Annotated in this window: 11 protein-coding genes, 1 tRNA gene and 3 rRNA genes; 5 read left to right on the forward strand and 10 right to left on the reverse strand. The window is 52.6% G+C overall.

From position 1 onward, the window contains the following. Positions 1-306: 306 nt before the first annotated feature. A complete protein-coding gene (gene polA, locus ACNT1W_RS01905) occupies positions 307-3,111 on the reverse strand; it encodes a DNA polymerase I (RefSeq protein WP_017894471.1) in 2,805 nt (934 codons plus the stop codon). Between the two features lie 504 nt (positions 3,112-3,615). On the opposite strand from polA, the gene ACNT1W_RS01910 reads away from it, so the two are divergent. Then, positions 3,616-4,506, forward strand: a complete 891-nt coding sequence (locus tag ACNT1W_RS01910) for an acyltransferase (protein ID WP_012147556.1) — start codon at positions 3,616-3,618, stop codon at positions 4,504-4,506. A 44-nt stretch (positions 4,507-4,550) separates the two neighbouring features. Here the strand turns inward: ACNT1W_RS01910 and dsbA are convergent, their stop codons facing one another. The 3 genes from dsbA to ACNT1W_RS01925 all read right to left on the reverse strand — a co-directional run bounded on the left by dsbA (position 4,551) and on the right by ACNT1W_RS01925 (position 6,564). Then, on the reverse strand, positions 4,551-5,174 hold the full coding sequence (gene dsbA / locus ACNT1W_RS01915; protein ID WP_012147557.1) for a thiol:disulfide interchange protein DsbA: 624 nt from the start codon (positions 5,172-5,174) through the stop codon (positions 4,551-4,553). A gap of 29 nt (positions 5,175-5,203) precedes the next feature. Then, positions 5,204-6,190, reverse strand: coding sequence for a serine/threonine protein kinase (locus ACNT1W_RS01920; protein ID WP_112363676.1), 987 nt, complete (start codon positions 6,188-6,190; stop codon positions 5,204-5,206). A 104-nt stretch (positions 6,191-6,294) separates the two neighbouring features. Further along, the gene (locus ACNT1W_RS01925; protein ID WP_012147559.1) at positions 6,295-6,564 is read right to left on the reverse strand and encodes a YihD family protein; all 270 of its coding nucleotides are present in this window, start codon (positions 6,562-6,564) and stop codon (positions 6,295-6,297) included. Positions 6,565-6,716: 152 nt separating this feature from the next. On the opposite strand from ACNT1W_RS01925, the gene mobA reads away from it, so the two are divergent. After that, positions 6,717-7,310 (forward strand): molybdenum cofactor guanylyltransferase MobA, encoded by a 594-nt coding sequence (gene mobA, locus ACNT1W_RS01930; protein ID WP_419246345.1) that lies wholly within the window; start codon positions 6,717-6,719, stop codon positions 7,308-7,310. Beyond that, positions 7,303-7,821 (forward strand): molybdopterin-guanine dinucleotide biosynthesis protein MobB, encoded by a 519-nt coding sequence (mobB, locus tag ACNT1W_RS01935; RefSeq protein ID WP_261278118.1) that lies wholly within the window; start codon positions 7,303-7,305, stop codon positions 7,819-7,821. Before mobA ends, mobB begins: the two co-directional genes overlap by 8 nt. A 71-nt stretch (positions 7,822-7,892) precedes the next feature. Here the strand turns inward: mobB and rrf are convergent. From rrf to ACNT1W_RS01955, 4 genes are all read right to left on the reverse strand, one after another. Continuing rightward, positions 7,893-8,008, reverse strand: a 5S ribosomal RNA gene (rrf, locus tag ACNT1W_RS01940). 97 nt (positions 8,009-8,105) lie between these two features. After that, positions 8,106-11,015: ribosomal RNA gene (locus ACNT1W_RS01945) — 23S ribosomal RNA — on the reverse strand. Between the two features lie 235 nt (positions 11,016-11,250). Next, positions 11,251-11,326: transfer RNA gene (locus ACNT1W_RS01950), tRNA-Glu, on the reverse strand. 143 nt (positions 11,327-11,469) lie between these two features. Next, positions 11,470-13,012, reverse strand: a 16S ribosomal RNA gene (locus ACNT1W_RS01955). The 16S, 23S and 5S rRNA genes sit together here with 1 tRNA gene alongside, the layout of an rRNA operon. Positions 13,013-13,535: 523 nt before the next feature. On the opposite strand from ACNT1W_RS01955, the gene ACNT1W_RS01960 reads away from it, so the two are divergent. Together ACNT1W_RS01960 and mdtD are read left to right on the forward strand one after the other, a co-directional pair. After that, on the forward strand, positions 13,536-14,225 hold the full coding sequence (locus tag ACNT1W_RS01960) for a FadR/GntR family transcriptional regulator (protein ID WP_012147562.1): 690 nt from the start codon (positions 13,536-13,538) through the stop codon (positions 14,223-14,225). A gap of 64 nt (positions 14,226-14,289) precedes the next feature. Then, positions 14,290-15,705 (forward strand): multidrug transporter subunit MdtD, encoded by a 1,416-nt coding sequence (mdtD, locus tag ACNT1W_RS01965; RefSeq protein ID WP_012147563.1) that lies wholly within the window; start codon positions 14,290-14,292, stop codon positions 15,703-15,705. Here mdtD and rbsR read toward each other — a convergent pair. Beyond that, the gene (gene rbsR / locus ACNT1W_RS01970; protein ID WP_419246346.1) at positions 15,702-16,703 is read right to left on the reverse strand and encodes a ribose operon transcriptional repressor RbsR; all 1,002 of its coding nucleotides are present in this window, start codon (positions 16,701-16,703) and stop codon (positions 15,702-15,704) included. The genes mdtD and rbsR overlap by 4 nt on opposite strands. A 5-nt stretch (positions 16,704-16,708) precedes the next feature. After that, a complete protein-coding gene (gene rbsK / locus ACNT1W_RS01975) occupies positions 16,709-17,635 on the reverse strand; it encodes a ribokinase (RefSeq protein WP_218217345.1) in 927 nt (308 codons plus the stop codon). Positions 17,636-17,701 lie beyond the last annotated feature (66 nt).

Here is a 17,701-nt window from a genome sequence, read left to right on the forward strand (position 1 = left end):
GTTTTTACAATAAAAAACGCCCCAGTCAATACTGACTGGGGCGGCTAAATATTCAGCCAAATCCGATTACGTGAAGTAAAAGGTCTGAAAGATAGAACATCTTACCTCTGTACCCTACGCGAGTAACTTTACATGATTTTTTCGCAGTGCAAAAGAATTTTTTGTAGTTTACTTACACAGTTTAGAGCGTAATAACGGCGAGGTTGCGGAAACAATCGCCGTATCTTGTAGCTTAATTACAAAAACTGCTTAGGTTATCGCCAGTTAGCTCTGCCATTGAAGGTTGGCTGACGAACCACCGCATTATCAGTGCGCTTCATCCCAATTGGCACCCACGCCAACGTCGACTTTCAGCGGCACGGCCAGCGCCATACTGTTTTCCATCAGCTCACGAATACGCTGGTTGGATTCCTCAAGCACCGACTCATGTACCTCGAACACCAGTTCATCGTGTACCTGCATAATCATACGTACCAGTGGCTTTTCCTGAGCTTGCAGCCAGGCGTCCACTTCGATCATCGCACGCTTGATGATGTCGGCTGCCGTCCCCTGCATTGGGGCATTAATCGCCGCTCGCTCGGCCGCCTTGCGACGCATACCGTTACTGGAGCTGACATCCGGCAGATACAGACGGCGGCCATCCAGCGTGCTGACGTAGCCCTGGCTGGCGGCCTGCTGACGGGTGCGCTCCATATACTCCAGCACGCCCGGATAACGTTCGAAGTAAAGATCCATATAGCGCTGCGCTTCACCGCGTGGGATCCCTAACTGGCGCGCCAGACCAAACGCGCTCATGCCATAAATCAGACCGAAGTTAATCGCCTTGGCGCTGCGGCGCTGCTCGTTGGTCACCTTATCGAGCGGCAGGCCAAACACCTCGGCCGCCGTGGCGCGGTGAATATCCTCACCAGCCGCAAAGGCTTTCAGCAACCCCTCATCCTGTGACAGGTGAGCCATAATACGCAGTTCAATTTGTGAATAGTCGGCAGCAACAATGCGGTAGCCTTCAGGAGCAATAAATGCCTGACGGATACGGCGCCCTTCGTCGTTACGCACCGGAATATTCTGCAGGTTGGGATCGCTGGAAGAGAGACGCCCGGTAGCCGTCACCGCCTGATGATAGGAAGTATGCACCCGACCACTGACCGGGTTAATCATCAGCGGCAGCTTGTCGGTATAGGTGGTTTTCAGCTTCGCCAGGCCACGGTATTCCAGAATTACTTTCGGTAATGGGTAATCCAACGCCAACTCAGCCAGCACTTCTTCATTAGTCGAAGGCGCACCGCCCGGAGTTTTCTTCAGTATTGGCAACTTTTGTTTTTCGTACAGGATCGCCTGCAACTGTTTGGTCGACGCCAGGTTGAAAGGCTCTTCCGCCAGTTCATGGGCCTGAATTTCCAACTCAGCCAGGCGCTTGGTCAATTCGATGGAATGGGTGGCCAAAATGCTTTGATCAATCAGCACCCCGGTTCGCTCGATATGCGACAACACCGGCAACAGCGGCATTTCAATCTGATTGAAAACCGTCAACAGCTCAGCGCTTTCCTTCAATTGCGGCCACATCGCCAAATGTAATTGCAGCGTCACGTCCGCATCTTCAGCGGCGTAAGGTGCTGCCTGCTCCAGTGCAATCTGGTTGAAGGTGAGCTGCTTTTTACCCTTACCGGCAATCTCTTCGAAGGTCACGGTTTTATGACCAAGGTAACGATCGGACAAGCTGTCCATATCGTGACGGCCGCCCACGCTGTCCAGCACATAGGACTCCAGCATGGTATCAAAGGCAATACCGCGCAGCGTAATGTCGTAACGCGCCAGCAGGCTCATATCAAACTTCAGGTTTTGCCCGACCTTCAACGCTTTCTCGTCTTCCAGCAGCGGCTTCAGCGTAGCCAGGACATGAGCGCGATCCAACTGCGTTGGCGCATCAAGATAGTCATGTGCCACCGGCAGATAAGCGGCTTCACCCGGAGCAATGGCAAATGACAGGCCGATCAGGTTAGCGGTCAGGGTATCCAGGCCGTCGGTTTCGGTATCAAACGCGAACACTTCGGCTTTTTTCAGTTTTTCCAGCCACTCAGTGAAGGTGTCTTCATCCAGAATGGTGACGTAACCCTCTTGCGATAGCGTTGCTTCTGCCGGGGCTTTTCCGGTTTCCGCCACTGCACTGGCAGAAGATTTCGCCGCGCTGGTTGCTTTCACACCGGCACCTTTCTTGCCTTCCAGCCAAACGCCGGCTTCGACATCTGCCAGCCAGCGCTTAAATTCATACTGTTTGAACAACTGTTGCAACGTATCGACGTCCAGCGGAGACACCTGGAGATCGGCGCAGGTAATATCCAGCTCAACGTCAGTTTTGATAGTGGCCAGCTTGTAAGAGAGGTATGCCATCTCTTTGTTCTGCTCCAGTTTGGCCGCCATGGTCTTGGCTCCACGGAAGCTGAGCGTGGCGATACTGTCCAGATTCGCATAGAGCACATCCAGCCCACCCAGGCCCTGTAACAGCCCCTGCGCGGTCTTCTCACCCACGCCTGGTACGCCTGGGATGTTATCCGAGGCATCCCCCATCAGCGCCAGGAAGTCGATAATCAGCTCCGGCGGAATACCGTATTTGTCGCACACTTCCTGCGGGCCGAGAATGGTGTTGTTCATGGTGTTGATCAAGGTGACGTTCGGCGTGACCAACTGCGCCATGTCTTTATCGCCAGTGCTGATCAGCACCGCATGACCGGCCTTTTCAGCTTCCAGCGCCAGCGTGCCTATGACGTCGTCGGCTTCGACGCCGGGCGTGACCAACAGCGGCAACCCCATGGCCTTGACCATTTTGTGCAACGGCTCGATTTGCGCGCGCAGATCGTCCGGCATAGGTGGCCGGTGTGATTTGTATTCTGCGAACAGCTCATCACGAAAGGTTTTTCCTTTGGCATCAAACACCACCGCAACATGGCTTGGCTGGTACTGCAGCAATAGGCTACGCAGCATATTCAGCACGCCGTACATTGCCCCGGTCGGTTCACCCGCGGAGTTGGTCAGCGGAGGGAAGGCGTGATAAGCGCGGTAGAGGTAAGAGGAACCGTCAACCAGGATTAGTGGGTTTTCTGCAATTTGAGCCATAGCGTTACTTTATCTTTATCGTGATCGGACATGGCGGTAAGCATGCCATAGCTGGCCGCTGGAGACGAACCTTAGAGTGCAATGAAGATGAAAATCATGCGATCTTGCGAAGCGATCCGCAAGATCCTGCCTGTGGATAACTTTGTGCATAGAAAAGACAGCAAATTATAACGATGCATTTATCGTTATAAGTGCAAATAAAATTCCTATTGAAATCACTGCGTTAAATTGCGTTATTTTAATTGAGGGTATTTATCGACTTTTACACAATTTGTGGATATATCTTGCACCCAATTTTAATCGCACTATTTATCAAATTTGGCGCCTCAATTACCATAGCACAAGATGAGCAAGTTGCACGAAAACGCAGCAAATGCCTATTTCCTCCTCTTTAAAACAGTTACTGTTAACGGGCGCTTTCCCCCTATGGTTTCTGTTAAAATATTTTTTTGTTCATGCATACCGGCATGTAACGCTGTTACCAACAACCGTCAGCCCATAACCATGCCAAGATTGTTATCCCCTGTTATTTTTATACTTTCTGCCCTGCTCGCCATTTTGGTGACCGTACTCTGTTCAGTCCCCATCACGCTGGCCGGTATCATTAAGCTACTGGTGCCCTTTCCTGCCGTCTGGCGACGTATCTCAGCCTTTGCCGATTTTATGATGTGGTGCTGGTGCGTAGGGTTGGCACTGCTATTACGCATTAATGGGCAATTGCGTTGGGATATTGAAGGGCTGGAAGGGCTGGAACGAAAAAACTGGTATCTGCTGATCAGCAATCACGAAAGTTGGTCGGATATTGTGGTGCTGTGCGTGTTGTTCCGTAACCATATTCCAATGAATAAATACTTTCTTAAGCAACAGCTAGCCTGGGTGCCCTTTGTCGGCCTGGCCTGCTGGGCGCTGGATATGCCATTCATGAAACGTTATTCACGTGCCTATTTGCTTAAACACCCAGAAAAACGCGGTAATGACATCGAAACCACGCGCCGTTCCTGCGAAAAATTCCGTAAGCGTCCAACCACCATCGTCAATTTTGTAGAAGGCTCGCGCTTTACTGAAGCCAAGAAAATTAAAACCAACTCGCCCTACCGCAATTTACTGGCCCCAAAAGCCGCCGGCATTGCTTTTACACTCAGTGCATTAGGTAAGCAGTTCGATAAAGTGTTAAACGTCACCCTGCTTTATCCTGAGAATACTGAGCGGCCTTTTCTGGATATGTTGTGCGGACGATTAAAACGCGTGGTGGTAAGAATTGAGCTGCTGCCAGTCGATGAAACCATGCATGGCGATTACTTTAACGATAAGCAGTTTAAGCGGCGCTTCCAGCTTTGGTTGAATACGCTGTGGCAGGATAAAGACCGGCTGCTGGATAAGTTGAAGCAATCGTAGAGTAAAAAAAGCCGGCTACGCCGGCTTTTCACTTTAAATTTCGGTTACTTCTGCTCGCTGAGGAATTTAACCACTTCGGCGAATTGCTTCACGTAAGCATCCATCGAGCTGGTATCCAGGCCATCGTTTTTAACCATGTATTTGCCGTTAACAAATACTGCCGGCACACCACGCAGTTGCAGATCTTCTGCAGCTTTCTCTTGTTGAACCACCAGGGATTTAACCACGAAGCTGTTCAAGGCCCCATCATAATCAGCTGCACTCACGCCAGCCTTCACAAACACATTGCGGATATCATCCGGAGTTTGCACGGTCTGGGTTTTCTGCACCGCTTCAAACATCAGCGGGCTAACTTTATCTTCCACGCCCAGCGCCATTGCCACAGCCCAGGCCTGAGTCAGTTGTTTACCCAACGGCCCCAGGAATTCAACGTGGTACTTGGTCATTTTAGTGCCCGCAGGCAGCGCTTTTTTCACATTTTCGGAAACGTGATACACCTGCTCGAACTGATAGCAGTGCGGGCAATAGAAGGAAAAGAACTCCAGTACCTGAGGTTCGCCAGTCACCGGCTTATCCAGGGTTACGTACTGAGCACCATCGCTAAATTGCGCAGCCGAGGCACTGAATGCCATTACCATGCCAACGAGTGCCAACCAAATTTTCTTCATAAGACTAAACTCTCCATTGTGTTAAAGCTTCAATACATTGGCATCAGCTGCAGAGGGGGTTCCTGCAACAGCTTAACCTGCTCGGTGAATGCCGCCGTCTGAGATAACCAAAAATCAGACTCCGCCATCCACGGAAAACTTTTAGGAAACGCGGGATCTTGCCAACGACGAGCAACCCATGCCAGGTAGTACACCATCCGCATGGCCCGCAGCGGCTCGATCAACGCTAATTCACTTTGATCAAACTCGGCAAACTCGGAGTAAGCTTCCAGCAGAATATCTAACTGCATCAAGCGATCGCGACGTTCACCATGCAACAGCATCCACAGATCCTGTATTGCCGGCCCATTTCGCGCGTCATCCAGATCAACAAACAGCGGACCATCACGCCACAGGATATTGCCCGGGTGGCAATCACCGTGCAAACGTCGCGGCTGCCAGTCCAGATGCCAATGTTGCTTAATCGCCTCAATCAATCTGTCGGTCGCATTCAGGAAATTTTCGCGCTGGGCCTTCGGCAACAGTTCACAGCTAGCCAATACCTGACGTGGTGTAGTGAGATATTCCTCAATGCCCATTGTCGGGCGCTCCACAAACAGGCTTTCACTGCCTACCTGATGAATACGCCCCAGGAAACGCCCCACCCACTCCAGTTGATCGAGATTATCGATCTCATACTGCCGCCCGCCAACGCTGGGAAAAACAGTAAAAAAGAAACCGCTGTGTGTATGCAGCGTTTGGCCCTGCAGGGCCAGTGGCGCAACTGCCGGGATCTCTGCCAGGGCAAGATCATGAGAGAACTGATGTTCTTCACCAATTTGCTCTGCACTCCAGCGTTCAGGCCGATAAAACTTCACCACGTAACGCTTACGATCTTCGTCCATAAACTGATAGACGCGGTTCTCATAGCTGTTAAGCGCTGTCAGCCCGGAATCTACACGCAGACCAACCCCCTCCAACGCGTCCATAATCAGGTCGGGCGACAGGGTCTGAAAATTAAAAGCTGAGTTGTTCATAACAACATTCGGTTTCGGTTGGTGACATCACTGTGCCGGGAATGAGAAATAGTAGCATTAATGGCAGGTTTCACGAGTAACTGGTTCACCTTACCGCACGAATGCTAATCCTTGATCACCCCACGGGCACGAAGCAATGCCGTTTTGAAGTCTTCTTCGTAATCCTTTTTCAGGCCAGGGATCTGTTCGGTGCCGGCGCTACCACGCATTTTCAGATGGTAGATCAGGATATCATCGCTCAGGTCGGCCAGATTGCCCTGAAAACCGGCTTCCTGTGCCAGCTTTTGCAAAAACGGGATCAGGTTAAGATCTGGATCTTCCTGCCAGGCCGGCTGTAGCAGCTCAATCAGCTCGTTTACGCGGTGCGTTTTCATCGCAATATCATCCAATAGAATCAATAAACACACAAAGTAACAGGCTTAACAACGCAGTGAAAGAAGCAGCTTGTCAATAAAGGTAAATCCTGATGTCGCACCCTCTTTAGCGCTACAATCAGGGCGTTAGCCATAAATTCGGGATGATAGATATGCATGAGGAGATTACCGGCATTATTTTAGCCGGTGGGCGCGCCACACGTATGGGCGGGGAAGATAAAGGCCTGATTCAGATTGCCGGCATACCTCTGTATCAGTACGTACTTTCTCGGTTACGCCCGCAGGTAAGCCTGATGGCCATCAGTGCCAATCGCAATCAGGCGCGCTATGGCGAAAGCGGTCTGCCAATCGTCAGCGATCTGACACCAGACTTTTCTGGCCCGCTAGCAGGTATGCTGGCCGGATTGAAACACGCGGCCACCGAATGGGTCGTTTTTGTCCCCTGCGACGTCCCCGATTTTCCCGCTACGCTGGTTGATCAACTCTGGCAACAGAAAGGCAGCTCTCTGGCCGCCTATGCCAGCGATGGAGAGCGGGCACACCCCACACTGGCACTGTTGCATACCAGCCTGGCGCCTCAGTTAAAAGAGTATCTGGCCCGTGGGGAACGCAAATTGATGTTGTTCCTGGATGTGGCAGGTGCACGGAAAATAGCGTTTAGTGGTCAACAAGCAGCATTCCATAATCTTAATACCCGGGAAGACTGCCTGCGCTGGCAGCAGGAAAAAGGACTCACCAATGAATAAGGCTCTTCCCCCCTTGCTGGCAATTGCCGCCTATAGCGGAACGGGTAAAACCACGCTACTTAAGCAATTAATTCCTTTATTAAAGCAGCGGAAAATCCGCGTAGGACTGATCAAGCATACGCATCATGATATGGACGTGGATACACCAGGCAAAGACAGTTATGAACTGCGCAAAGCGGGCGCCGACCAAACCTTGGTCGCCAGCGATCGTCGCTGGGCATTAATGACCGAAACGCCGGAACAGCAACCTTTGGATCTTCACTATCTGGCCAGTCGTTTTGATCGTAGCAAGGTGGATATGATTTTAGTCGAGGGGTTTAAACATGAGCCCATCAGTAAAATCATTCTCTATCGTGAAGAGATAGGCAGGCCGCTTGAAGATATGTTGGATGAGTTCGTTATCGCCGTTGCCAGCGATAAATCGATAGCGGTCAAGACAAGATCCCTGGATCTCAACCAGCCGGAGAGCATCGCCGATTTCATCACCGAATGGCTGAAAGGCGCAGCGTAGCTGCGTCTGTTTTTGTCTTTCGTACACAGCAAAAAGGCCATCCTTGCGGATGGCCTCTTGGCTTAATTGATGCCTGGCAGTGTCCTACTCTCGCATGGGGAGACCCCACACTACCATCGGCGCTACGGCGTTTCACTTCTGAGTTCGGCATGGGGTCAGGTGGGACCACCGCGCTATTGCCGCCAGGCAAATTCTGTTTCATTCCAGCCGTTACCTCAGTAACCACCAGAACCAATCTCGGAACTCGCTGAAAATCTCTCAAATCAAAACACTTTTGGTGTTGTAAGGTTAAGTCTCACGGATCATTAGTACTGGTTAGCTCAATGCATCGCTGCACTTACACACCCAGCCTATCAACGTCTTAGTCTTAAACGTTCCTTCAGGGGAATCAAGTTCCCAGGGAAGACTCATCTCGAGGCAAGTTTCGCGCTTAGATGCTTTCAGCGCTTATCTTTTCCGCACTTAGCTACCGGGCAATGCCATTGGCATGACAACCCGAACACCAGTGGTGCGTTCACTCCGGTCCTCTCGTACTAGGAGCAACCCCTCTCAATCTTCCAACGCCCACGGCAGATAGGGACCGAACTGTCTCACGACGTTCTAAACCCAGCTCGCGTACCACTTTAAATGGCGAACAGCCATACCCTTGGGACCTACTTCAGCCCCAGGATGTGATGAGCCGACATCGAGGTGCCAAACACCGCCGTCGATATGAACTCTTGGGCGGTATCAGCCTGTTATCCCCGGAGTACCTTTTATCCGTTGAGCGATGGCCCTTCCATTCAGAACCACCGGATCACTAAGACCTACTTTCGTACCTGCTCGAGCCGTCACTCTCGCAGTCAAGCTAGCTTATGCCTTTGCACTAACCTCACGATGTCCGACCGTGATTAGCTAACCTTCGTGCTCCTCCGTTACTCTTTGGGAGGAGACCGCCCCAGTCAAACTACCCACCAGACACTGTCCTCACCCCAGATTATGGGGCCGAGTTAGAACATCAAACATTAAAGGGTGGTATTTCAAGGTTGGCTCCACGCAGACTGGCGTCCACGCTTCAAAGCCTCCCACCTATCCTACACATCAAGGCTCAATGTTCAGTGTCAAGCTATAGTAAAGGTTCACGGGGTCTTTCCGTCTTGCCGCGGGTACACTGCATCTTCACAGCGAGTTCAATTTCACTGAGTCTCGGGTGGAGACAGCCTGGCCATCATTACGCCATTCGTGCAGGTCGGAACTTACCCGACAAGGAATTTCGCTACCTTAGGACCGTTATAGTTACGGCCGCCGTTTACTGGGGCTTCGATCAAGAGCTTCGCCTTGCGGCTGACCCCATCAATTAACCTTCCAGCACCGGGCAGGCGTCACACCGTATACGTCCACTTTCGTGTTTGCACAGTGCTGTGTTTTTATTAAACAGTTGCAGCCAGCTGGTATCTGCGACTGGCTTCGGCTCCGAGAGCAAGTCTCTTCACCTACGCGCCAGCGTGCCTTCTCCCGAAGTTACGGCACCATTTTGCCTAGTTCCTTCACCCGAGTTCTCTCAAGCGCCTTGGTATTCTCTACCTGACCACCTGTGTCGGTTTGGGGTACGATTCTGTGTTACCTGATGCTTAGAGGCTTTTCCTGGAAGCTTGGCATCAACTACTTCTGCACCGTAGTGCATCGTCATCACGCCTCAGGGTTAGATAAGTCACCGGATTTACCAGGTCACTCCCCCTACACGCTTAAACCGGGACAACCGTCGCCCGGCTAGCCTAGCCTTCTCCGTCCCCCCTTCGCAGTAACACCGAGTACAGGAATATTAACCTGTTTCCCATCGACTACGCCTTTCGGCCTCGCCTTAGGGGTCGACTCACCCTGCCCCGATTAACGTTGGACAGGAACCCTTGGTCTTCCGGCGAGCGGGTTTTTCACCCGCTTTATCGTTACTTATGTCAGCATTCGCACTTCTGATACCTCCAGCAATCCTCACAGACCACCTTCAACGGCTTACAGAACGCTCCCCTACCCAACAACGCCTAAGCGTCGCTGCCGCAGCTTCGGTGCATGGTTTAGCCCCGTTACATCTTCCGCGCAGGCCGACTCGACCAGTGAGCTATTACGCTTTCTTTAAATGATGGCTGCTTCTAAGCCAACATCCTGGCTGTCTATGCCTTCCCACATCGTTTCCCACTTAACCATGACTTTGGGACCTTAGCTGGCGGTCTGGGTTGTTTCCCTCTTCACGACGGACGTTAGCACCCGCCGTGTGTCTCCCGTGATAACATTCTTCGGTATTCGGAGTTTGCATCGGTTTGGTAAGCCGGGATGGCCCCCTAGCCGAAACAGTGCTCTACCCCCGAAGATGAGTTCACGAGGCGCTACCTAAATAGCTTTCGGGGAGAACCAGCTATCTCCCGGTTTGATTGGCCTTTCACCCCCAGCCACAAGTCATCCGCTAATTTTTCAACATTAGTCGGTTCGGTCCTCCAGTTAGTGTTACCCAACCTTCAACCTGCCCATGGCTAGATCACCGGGTTTCGGGTCTATACCTTGCAACTATTCGCCCAGTTAAGACTCGGTTTCCCTACGGCTCCCCTATACGGTTAACCTTGCTACAAAATATAAGTCGCTGACCCATTATACAAAAGGTACGCAGTCACCCAACAAAGTAGGCTCCCACTGCTTGTACGTACACGGTTTCAGGTTCTATTTCACTCCCCTCGCCGGGGTTCTTTTCGCCTTTCCCTCACGGTACTGGTTCACTATCGGTCAGTCAGGAGTATTTAGCCTTGGAGGATGGTCCCCCCATATTCAGACAGGATGTCACGTGTCCCGCCCTACTCATCGAACTCACAATTAATGCATTTTAGTGTACGGGACTATCACCCTTTACTGTGCGACTTTCCAGACGCTTCCACTAACACAAGAACTGATTCAGGTTCTGGGCTCCTCCCCGTTCGCTCGCCGCTACTGGGGGAATCTCGGTTGATTTCTTTTCCTCGGGGTACTTAGATGTTTCAGTTCCCCCGGTTCGCCTCATACGACTATGTATTCATCGTATGATAGTGCAACGAATTGCACTGGGTTTCCCCATTCGGGTATCGCCGGTTATAACGGTTTATATCACCTTACCGACGCTTATCGCAGATTAACACGCCCTTCATCGCCTCTGACTGCCTAGGCATCCACCGTGTACGCTTAGTCACTTAACCTCACAACCCAAAAGTGTTTCCACTTTCATGCTGCTACATTTGAGAGACTCTATGACAGGGTACTCCTTACTCCAATACTTCTACGGAGGAGTAAGTTTCAGCTGTCATGTTTCAATTTTCAGCTTGTTCCAGATTGTTAAAGAGCAATATCTTAAACACGACTCGTTAAAGTCATCTTTAAGATGTTTTCGGTGCAGCAAGCACCGGTGATAATGTCTTTCACTCATTATCGGAATGGCGTCCCCAAGGGGATTCGAACCCCTGTTACAGCCGTGAAAGGGCAGTGTCCTAGGCCTCTAGACGATGGGGACACGAAATTCCGATTAGACTCACGTCTTAATCGGTTCGTATCAGCATGAGTCAGAGACTCATTACATCAACAGGTAGCGCTTTTGCTCATTACTTTTTCATCAGACAATCTGTGTGAGCACTTCACGCAATCAATATCATTAGGTAAGGAGGTGATCCAACCGCAGGTTCCCCTACGGTTACCTTGTTACGACTTCACCCCAGTCATGAATCACAAAGTGGTAAGCGCCCTCCCGAAGGTTAAGCTACCTACTTCTTTTGCAACCCACTCCCATGGTGTGACGGGCGGTGTGTACAAGGCCCGGGAACGTATTCACCGTAGCATTCTGATCTACGATTACTAGCGATTCCGACTTCACGGAGTCGAGTTGCAGACTCCGATCCGGACTACGACGTACTTTATGAGGTCCGCTGGCTCTCGCGAGTTCGCTTCTCTTTGTATACGCCATTGTAGCACGTGTGTAGCCCTACTCGTAAGGGCCATGATGACTTGACGTCATCCCCACCTTCCTCCGGTTTATCACCGGCAGTCTCCTTTGAGTTCCCACCATTACGTGCTGGCAACAAAGGATAAGGGTTGCGCTCGTTGCGGGACTTAACCCAACATTTCACAACACGAGCTGACGACAGCCATGCAGCACCTGTCTCAGAGTTCCCGAAGGCACTAAGCTATCTCTAGCGAATTCTCTGGATGTCAAGAGTAGGTAAGGTTCTTCGCGTTGCATCGAATTAAACCACATGCTCCACCGCTTGTGCGGGCCCCCGTCAATTCATTTGAGTTTTAACCTTGCGGCCGTACTCCCCAGGCGGTCGACTTAACGCGTTAGCTCCGGAAGCCACGCCTCAAGGGCACAACCTCCAAGTCGACATCGTTTACAGCGTGGACTACCAGGGTATCTAATCCTGTTTGCTCCCCACGCTTTCGCACCTGAGCGTCAGTCTTTGTCCAGGGGGCCGCCTTCGCCACCGGTATTCCTCCAGATCTCTACGCATTTCACCGCTACACCTGGAATTCTACCCCCCTCTACAAGACTCTAGCTTGCCAGTTTCAAATGCAGTTCCCACGTTAAGCGCGGGGATTTCACATCTGACTTAACAAACCGCCTGCGTGCGCTTTACGCCCAGTAATTCCGATTAACGCTTGCACCCTCCGTATTACCGCGGCTGCTGGCACGGAGTTAGCCGGTGCTTCTTCTGCGAGTAACGTCAATGCAATGTGCTATTAACACACTACCCTTCCTCCTCGCTGAAAGTGCTTTACAACCCGAAGGCCTTCTTCACACACGCGGCATGGCTGCATCAGGCTTGCGCCCATTGTGCAATATTCCCCACTGCTGCCTCCCGTAGGAGTCTGGACCGTGTCTCAGTTCCAGTGTGGCTGGTCATCCTCTCAGACCAGCTAGGGATCGTCGCCTAGGTGAGCCATTACCCCACCTACTAGCTAATCCCATCTGGGCACATCTGATGGCGTGAGGCCCGAAGGTCCCCCACTTTGGTCCGAAGACGTTATGCGGTATTAGCTACCGTTTCCAGTAGTTATCCCCCTCCATCAGGCAGTTTCCCAGACATTACTCACCCGTCCGCCGCTCGTCACCCAGAGAGCAAGCTCTCTTGTGCTACCGCTCGACTTGCATGTGTTAGGCCTGCCGCCAGCGTTCAATCTGAGCCATGATCAAACTCTTCAATTAAAAGCTTGATTTGCTTCAACTCGTGAAGCGATGCTCGAAAATAACTTTCGTAATAGTCGTTCAGTTGGACAAGCCAACAAAACAACTTATTGCTTGGTCACTCTTCAAGACTTGATATTTTTTCGAACCCGAAGGTTCTGGATATCGTCTTGTGGAGTGCCCACACAGATTGTCTGATAAATTGTTAAAGAGCAGTGAGTTAGCCGCCGTAGCTTGCTATCTCGAGGTGGCGTATATTACGCTTTTCACCCGAAGAGTCAAGCGTTTATTTCGCTTTTCTCTTTCCGACTGGGCGACTTGGTTCTCGTTAGAGGAGTCGTTGTTCCCGGTCAGTGGAGGCGCATTATAGGGAGTTCTCAGAAGGCCGCAACCCCTAAATGCAAAAAACTTTTCAAGCGCGGATTATTTCAACAAAGCGCTGCACAAGTCAGCGTTTTCGTCACTTTTTCCGGTAAACAGCCACAAAAGCTGGCGATCCGTAGAGTAAAATAAGAGTAACAATGTCAGTTAAGGACTCGCAGCCATGCAATTTAATGCTCAACAACAGGCCGCCCAACGCAATCTTTCTTATCTACTTGCAGAAAAACTCGGCCAACAAATTCTGGCAGGCGATTATCAGGCCGGCAGCATCCTGCCCGGAGAGATGGAACTGGGCGAACAATTCGGCGTTAGCCGCACGGCGGTACGCGAAGCGGTGAAGATGCTGGCAGCCAAAGGCATGTTATTGCCCCGACCACGCATTGGGACCCGGGTGATGCCGCAAAGCCAGTGGAACTTTCTCGATCAGGATTTGCTGACCTGGTGGATGACCAAGGAAAACTTCGATCAGGTCATGCAGCACTTCCTTATATTGCGCACCTCTCTGGAACCTCAGGCCTGCTCGCTGGCGGCGGCCAATGCCAGCCATCAGCAAACCGCACGACTGGCTGAACTGATGGCAGAAATGCGCGCCCTGCATATCCAGTTCGACCGAGAGCACTGGATCCAGGTGGATACCCAATTCCACCAGCTCATCTATGAAGCCAGCGGCAACCCATTTCTGACCTCATTTGCCAATCTGTTCAGTTCGGTATATCAAAGTTACTTCCGCGCCATCACCGGCAACGAAGTGATTAAGCTCCAGCACCACCAGGCCATCGTCGATGCGATACTCGCCGGTGACAGCGCGGAGGCATTAACCGCCTGCCAGGTTTTGCTTAGAGAGAAAGACTAACGCCCCCTACTTATATATAGAAGAAGATGAAAGGGACGAAGACGACAGTTAACCGGGACTCACAATGACCAAATCCGCGCGCAGTATGGCAGGACTACCCTGGATCGCCGCCATGGCGTTCTTTATGCAGGCACTGGATGCCACCATCCTCAATACGGCGTTGCCGGCGATAGCTCAAAGTCTTGAGCGCTCGCCGTTGGCGATGCAGTCGGCGGTTATCAGCTATACCCTGACGGTAGCGATGCTGATCCCGGTCAGCGGCTGGCTGGCGGATCGCTTCGGTACCCGCCGGGTGTTTATCATCGCCGTTTCTCTGTTTACTCTCGGTTCGCTGCTGTGTGCGCTTTCTCCGACGTTAAGCCTGTTGGTAACTTCACGAGTCATTCAGGGTGTCGGCGGTGCGATGATGATGCCGGTGGCGCGCCTGGCTCTGCTGCGCGCCTACCCACGCAGCGAGCTGTTACCGGTGCTGAACTTCGTGACCATGCCGGGGCTGGTTGGGCCAATCATGGGGCCGATGCTGGGCGGTTGGCTGGTGACCTACGCCACCTGGCACTGGATTTTCCTTATCAATATCCCGATTGGCCTGCTCGGCATCTTCTATGCGCGTAAATATATGCCGGACTTTACCACCCCCAAGCGCCGCTTCGACTTCATTGGCTTTATGCTGTTTGGCCTGAGCCTGGTGTTGGTTTCTACCGGGCTGGAACTGTTTGGTGAGCAGGTGCTGGCCAGCTATATCTCATTGGGCATTCTGCTCAGCGGCGTGGTGATGCTGTTCGGCTATATCGCCCATGCCCGCAGGCATCCTCAACCGCTGATTGGCCTGGACCTGTTCCAGACCCGAACCTTCTCGGTGGGGATTGCCGGTAACGTCGCCTCACGGCTGGGCACCGGCTGTGTACCCTTCCTGATGCCACTGATGTTGCAGGTGGGTTTCGGTTACTCGGCGATTATTGCCGGTTGCATGATGGCGCCGACCGCGGTCGGATCATTGATGGCGAAATCCACCGTCACTCAGGTGCTGCGCTGGTTCGGTTATCGTAAAACGCTGGTCGGCATCACCGTCATTATTGGCGTGCTGATTGCTCAGTTCGCGCTGCAAAGCCCAGGAATGCCGCTGTGGTTGATGATCCTGCCGTTGTTCGTGCTGGGGATGGCGATGTCTACGCAATTCACCGCCATGAATACCATCAGCCTGGCAGATTTGAATGACGCCAACGCCAGCTCCGGCAATAGCGTGCTGGCAGTAACTCAACAGCTTTCCATCAGCTTCGGGGTGGCGATCAGCGCGGCGGTACTGCGTTTCTATCAAACCATGTCGCTGGGGACCATGGTCGATCACTTCCACTACACCTTTATTACCATGGGGATTGTCACCGTGGCCTCGGCGTTTGTGTTTATGTTACTGAGAAGAAAGGACGGCCGTAACCTGATCAGCGGCCAGGACCCGAAGAAACCGGTTAAAACCGCGGGTTAACGGTAACCGACCGAAGCACGCTCCACCAGCTCAGGGGTCAACACCAGAACCTGGGCTTCGCGGTCCGGGTTCTGCAGGCGGTTAATCAGCGTATCAATCGCCAACTCCCCCAGTGAATCTTTCGGTTGGTGAATAGTACTTAACGGTGGGGCCAGATATTTGGCCAGCTCTATATCATCGTAGCCCATCACCGCCATGTCTTGCGGCACCGACAATCCGGCCTGATACAGCGCCTGATAGGCACCTACGGCTACCGCATCGTTACCGGCGAATACCGCATGCGGGGGTTCAGCCAGCGCCAGCAGTTGCTTCATGGCATCCACGCCGCCTTCAAACTCAAAATCGCAGTGCACTTCGTACCCCGGCAAGACTGCCAATCCGGAGCGTTGCATGGCGCGACGGTAGCCTTCCAGCCGATGGCGTGCGGTAGTTTTATCCTGTGGGCCGGCGATGCAGGCAATCTTGCGATACCCACGGGCGATCAGGTGATAGGTCGCCATCTCACCGCCCAGCAGCGAGTTGTCCTGAATGATATCGTTGGCCCCTTCGAACGGCGCCCAATCCATCATGACGATCGGCAACGAAGGATAGCGACTCAGCGCGTCCTGCGATGGCCGATGATTTTCGGTGCACATTAATAGCAAGCCATCGACGCGTTTTTGCAACAGCGTCTCCATGTTGCGATTCATGCGTGCGGCATCTTCTTCGGTATTGCACAGGATCAGACTGTAGCCACGCTCATAGCAACTGCGCTCAACGCCGCGCACGACTTCGGCATAAAACGGGTTATTGCTGGAGGTAACCAGCATGCCGATGGTACGCGTCTGGTTCAGTTTGAGGCTGCGCGCCAGTGCAGAAGGCGCATAGTTCAGTTGTTCAACGGCCGCCATGACTTTGGCCCGCACGCTGTCGCTGACAAAGCGATTGTCATTAATGACGTGCGAGACCGTCGAGGTTGAAACGCCCGCCAGGCGGGCGACGTCTTTCATGGTGGCCAAGGGGATTACTCCTGCTGCTGCAAGAAGATGTCGATCTCTTCGCGCCAGGGCACCGAAGGCTGGGCGCCTGGACGGGTCACCGCAATGGCCGCCGCCGCATGGGCAAAGCGTACCGCATCCGCCATGGTTTTGCCTTCCAGCAGCGCCGTGACCAGCGCCCCGTTGAAGGTGTCGCCAGCGGCGATGGTGTCTACGGCTTTAACCCTGAAGCCGGGCACCAGCTTACCCTTGCCGTTTTCACTCAGCCAAACGCCACGGCTGCCGAGGGTGATGATCACAGTGGCAATGCCTTTATCATGCAAAGCCTGTGCGGCACGCGCGGCATCATCATCATTATTGACCGCAATACCGGTCAGGCGCTGGGCTTCAGTTTCGTTTGGCGTAATCATATCGATCATTGCCAATAATTCGTCCGGCAGTTCACGTGCCGGCGCAGGATTGAGGATCACCTGAGTCTGATGCTGTTTCGCCAGGCTGGCGGCGGCGATAACCGTCTCCAGCGGAGACTCGAGCTGCATCAACAACGCGTCGGCATCGATCACTTTTTGCTGATAGCGAGCCAGATAGTCAGGAGTCACTGCCGCATTGGCGCCGGCATCAATGCCGATCACGTTCTCGCCTTCAGCATTAACAAAAATCAGCGCTACGCCGGTCGTGTTTTCGGCAATCGCCTCTATCGGTTGGGTATCAATGCGATCGGTAGCCAGTTGCTGACGAATGCGTTCGCCGATGTCATCAGCGCCCACGCAGGCGATAAAAGCGATATCCGCGCCGCTGCGCCCTGCCGCCACCGCCTGGTTGGCGCCTTTGCCGCCAAACGCCACTTTATACTGCTTCCCGATCACCGTTTCACCCGGACGGGGAAACTGCTCAATATTAAGGATATGGTCGGCATTGATACTGCCCAAAACCACCAGCTTACCTGTTGCCATCGCATTGATTCCTGAATTGTGCGCCATCATAAACGCCCCGTTTTGATGGCGCTGGTGCTACAGAGT

Origin of the sequence: Serratia sp. NFX21 (assembly GCF_048517035.1) — a bacterium.
In the GTDB taxonomy this organism is placed as follows: Bacteria; Pseudomonadota; Gammaproteobacteria; order Enterobacterales; family Enterobacteriaceae; genus Serratia; species Serratia quinivorans.

Excerpts from the sequence above, each read along its gene's own strand:
- polA (WP_017894471.1), bottom strand. The coding sequence starts at position 3,111 with ATGGCTCAAATTGCAGAAAACCCACTAATCCTGGTTGACGGTTCCTCT.
- ACNT1W_RS01910 (WP_012147556.1), top strand. The coding sequence starts at position 3,616 with ATGCCAAGATTGTTATCCCCTGTTATTTTTATACTTTCTGCCCTGCTC.
- dsbA (WP_012147557.1), bottom strand. The coding sequence starts at position 5,174 with ATGAAGAAAATTTGGTTGGCACTCGTTGGCATGGTAATGGCATTCAGT.
- ACNT1W_RS01920 (WP_112363676.1), bottom strand. The coding sequence starts at position 6,190 with ATGAACAACTCAGCTTTTAATTTTCAGACCCTGTCGCCCGACCTGATT.
- ACNT1W_RS01925 (WP_012147559.1), bottom strand. The coding sequence starts at position 6,564 with ATGAAAACGCACCGCGTAAACGAGCTGATTGAGCTGCTACAGCCGGCC.
- mobA (WP_419246345.1), top strand. The coding sequence starts at position 6,717 with ATGCATGAGGAGATTACCGGCATTATTTTAGCCGGTGGGCGCGCCACA.
- mobB (WP_261278118.1), top strand. The coding sequence starts at position 7,303 with ATGAATAAGGCTCTTCCCCCCTTGCTGGCAATTGCCGCCTATAGCGGA.
- ACNT1W_RS01960 (WP_012147562.1), top strand. The coding sequence starts at position 13,536 with ATGCAATTTAATGCTCAACAACAGGCCGCCCAACGCAATCTTTCTTAT.
- mdtD (WP_012147563.1), top strand. The coding sequence starts at position 14,290 with ATGACCAAATCCGCGCGCAGTATGGCAGGACTACCCTGGATCGCCGCC.
- rbsK (WP_218217345.1), bottom strand. The coding sequence starts at position 17,635 with ATGGCAACAGGTAAGCTGGTGGTTTTGGGCAGTATCAATGCCGACCAT.